The 3,232-nt window shown below is 56.1% G+C and carries 2 rRNA genes; both read right to left on the reverse strand.

Annotation, left to right across the window (positions count from 1 at the left end):
- Nucleotides 1-10: 10 nt before the first annotated feature.
- Nucleotides 11-126 (reverse strand): 5S ribosomal RNA (gene rrf, locus G7A98_RS16450).
- Between the two features lie 147 nt (nt 127-273).
- Nucleotides 274-3,161: ribosomal RNA gene (locus tag G7A98_RS16455) — 23S ribosomal RNA — on the reverse strand.
- Nucleotides 3,162-3,232: the final 71 nt, after the last annotated feature.

Consider the following 3,232-nt stretch of genomic DNA (forward strand, 5'->3'; position numbering starts at 1 on the left):
CGGGATAGATGCCTGACGATGACCTACTCTCGCATGGAGAAGCTCCACACTACCATCGGCGCTAAGCGGTTTCACTGCTGAGTTCGGCATGGGATCAGGTGGGACCCGCTTGCTATGGTCGTCAGGCGTAACTCTGGCGCGCTGGGTGGCGGTTGCCGGGCCAGCGCCCTGTTTACCTGTCTTCAACAATGGGAATCAAGCGACACTCGATCGACTCGCGCGTATCCGCGCTGTGTCTCGCCCACAGGGCCACGCAGGCCCCTTGGGTGTTATATGGTCAAGCCTCACGGACCATTAGTACACGTTAGCTCAACGCCTTGCAGCGCTTCCACACCGTGCCTATCGACCTCGTCGTCTTCGAGGGTCCTTCAGGGGGCGCGAGGCCCCGGGGAAGTCTCATCTTGAAGGGGGCTTCCCGCTTAGATGCTTTCAGCGGTTATCCCGTCCGTACATAGCTACCCGGCAATGCGATTGGCATCACAACCGGAACACCAGCGGTACGTCCACTCCGGTCCTCTCGTACTAGGAGCAGCACTTCTCAAACTTCCGACGCCCACGGCAGATAGGGACCGAACTGTCTCACGACGTTCTAAACCCAGCTCGCGTACCACTTTAAATGGCGAACAGCCATACCCTTGGGACCGACTTCAGCCCCAGGATGTGATGAGCCGACATCGAGGTGCCAAACACCGCCGTCGATGTGAACTCTTGGGCGGTATCAGCCTGTTATCCCCGGAGTACCTTTTATCCGTTGAGCGATGGCCCTTCCATACAGAACCACCGGATCACTAGAACCGTCTTTCGACCCTGCTCGACGTGTCTGTCTCGCAGTCAAGCACCCTTATGCTCTTGCACTCAATGCACGATTTCCAACCGTGCTGAGGGTACCTTCGTGCTCCTCCGTTACACTTTGGGAGGAGACCGCCCCAGTCAAACTACCCACCACACACTGTCCTCGACCTGGATGACAGGCCGGAGTTAGAACGCCAATGATGCCAGGCTGGTATTTCAAGGTTGGCTCCACCCGGACTGGCGTCCGGGTTTCCAAGCCTCCCAGCTATCCTACACAAGCAACATCAGCGTCCAGTGTGAAGCTATAGTAAAGGTTCACGGGGTCTTTCCGTCTAGCCGCGGGTACACAGCATCTTCACTGCGATTTCAATTTCACTGAGTCTCGGGTGGAGACAGCGTGGCCATCATTACGCCATTCGTGCAGGTCGGAACTTACCCGACAAGGAATTTCGCTACCTTAGGACCGTTATAGTTACGGCCGCCGTTTACCGGGGCTTCGATCAGGAGCTTCGCCTTGCGGCTAACACCATCAATTAACCTTCCGGCACCGGGCAGGCGTCACACCCTATACGTCCGCTTACGCGTTGGCAGAGTGCTGTGTTTTTAATAAACAGTTGCAGCCACCTGGTATCTTCGACCGGCGTCAGCTCGACCCGCGAGGGGTTTCACCTAATGCCGGCGTGCCTTCTCCCGAAGTTACGGCACCATTTTGCCTAGTTCCTTCACCCGAGTTCTCTCAAGCGCCTTGGTATTCTCTACCTGACCACCTGTGTCGGTTTGGGGTACGGTCCCACTGTATCTGAAGCTTAGAGGCTTTTCCTGGAAGCGTGGCATCGATGACTTCCGGACCGTGGTCCGTTCGTCTCGTGTCTCGGCCTTGACCCTCCGGATTTACCTGAAGGATCAGCCTACTCACTTTCACCAGGGCAACCAACGCCTGGCTCACCTAGCCTTCTTCGTCCCCCCATCGCAATACAGTGAGGTACGGGAATATTGACCCGTTTCCCATCGACTACGCCTTTCGGCCTCGCCTTAGGGGCCGACTCACTCTGCTCCGATTGACGTCGAACAGAAACCCTTGGTCTTCCGGCGAGGGAGGTTTTCACTCCCTTTATCGTTACTCATGTCAGCATTCGCACTCGTGATACCTCCAGCATGCCTCTCGACACACCTTCATCGGCGTACACGACGCTCCTCTACCGCTCGTCATTCGACGAACCCGTAGCTTCGGCACCTGGTTTAGCCCCGTTACATCTTCCGCGCAGGCCGACTCGACTAGTGAGCTATTACGCTTTCTTTAAAGGATGGCTGCTTCTAAGCCAACCTCCTAGCTGTCTAAGCCTTCCCACATCGTTTCCCACTTAACCAGAATTTGGGGGCCTTAGCTGACGGTCTGGGTTGTTTCCCTTTTCACAACGGACGTTAGCACCCGCTGTGTGTCTCCCACGCTGCACTCACCGGTATTCGGAGTTTGCCTCGGTTTGGTAACCCGGGATGGGCCCCTAGCCGAAACAGTGCTCTACCCCCGGCGGTGATACGTGAGGCGCTACCTAAATAGCTTTCGAGGAGAACCAGCTATCTCCGGGCTTGATTAGCCTTTCACTCCGATCCACAGCTCATCCGAATCTTTTTCAACAGATCCCGGTTCGAGCCTCCAGTTGATGTTACTCAACCTTCACTCTGGCCATGGATAGATCGCCCGGTTTCGGGTCTATTTCCAGCGACTGGTCGCCCAGTTAAGACTCGGTTTCCCTACGCCTCCCCTATACGGTTAAGCTCGCCACTGAAAATAAGTCGCTGACCCATTATACAAAAGGTACGCGGTCACCCCACGAAGGGGCTCCCACTGCTTGTACGCACACGGTTTCAGGGTCTATTTCACTCCCCTCTCCGGGGTTCTTTTCGCCTTTCCCTCACGGTACTGGTTCACTATCGGTCAGCCAGGAGTATTTAGCCTTGGAGGATGGTCCCCCCGTCTTCAGTCAAGGTTTCACGTGCCCCGACCTACTCGATTTCACGGGATCAGGTTTTCGGCTACGGGGCTATCACCCTGTATCGCTGAGCTTCCCAGCTCATTCGCCTAACCAGTCACCCGCTTAAGGGCTAGTCCCCGTTCGCTCGCCGCTACTGGGGGAATCTCGGTTGATTTCTTTTCCTCGGGGTACTTAGATGTTTCAGTTCCCCCGGTTCGCCTCCGACACCTATGGATTCAGTGTCGGATACTCAGGTTACCCTGAGTGGGTTTCCCCATTCGGAAATGCCCGGGTCGCAGGTTGTTTGCCACCTCGCCGAGCCTTATCGCAGGCTTCCACGTCCTTCATCGCCTCTGGCTGCCAAGGCATCCACCGTGTGCGCTTCATCGCTTGACCATATAACCCCAAGGGGTCTGGTGCGATGACACAACGATTGCCGGATACGCTTGAGTCGTATCAAGTTGTTT

This window comes from Modicisalibacter sp. 'Wilcox', from assembly GCF_010993675.1.
Lineage (GTDB): Bacteria > Pseudomonadota > Gammaproteobacteria > Pseudomonadales > Halomonadaceae > Modicisalibacter > Modicisalibacter tunisiensis.